We start from the raw sequence: 382 nt of genomic DNA on the forward strand, positions 1-382 counted from the left end.
GGCGCGCCCAACCCTGGCCCACGCGCACCCGGCCCGCCAGGCTCAACGCCGTGAACGAGGCGAACACCGCGATCAGAATCGATAGAATGACCAGATTGGCCTCGTGCGTTCCGGTCGTGTTCATGGCCTCCCTGCTCCCACAGAACCACGACCCCGGCAATGGCCATCTAGGGACATGCCGCGGTGGCGGATCGGGGTGCGCAACGCACGGGTCGGGCTTTGGTGCCCGCCATCAATCCCAAGTGGCTGCGCGCGCCTTGAGCCGGGCATGGATCGCCTCGGCCTCGTTGCGATCAGCCAGGGGTACAGGCACTTGCGCCAGGGCATGGGGCGGCGGCAAACGCAGGCCTTGCGCCGCGATGCCGCGCGCCAGCCCCAGCCG

1 protein-coding gene is annotated in these 382 nt (G+C 69.4%); it reads right to left on the reverse strand.

The genetic code is table 11. The features are described 5' to 3' along the window. The coding region (locus H926_RS35595; RefSeq protein WP_371256277.1) for an MHYT domain-containing protein at positions 1–124 on the reverse strand (124 nt) is incomplete at its 3' end. Between the last annotated feature and the right edge of the window lie 258 nt (positions 125–382).

The sequence above is a fragment of the Novosphingobium sp. B-7 genome, from assembly GCF_000410615.1.
Classification (GTDB): domain Bacteria; phylum Pseudomonadota; class Alphaproteobacteria; order Sphingomonadales; family Sphingomonadaceae; genus Novosphingobium; species Novosphingobium capsulatum.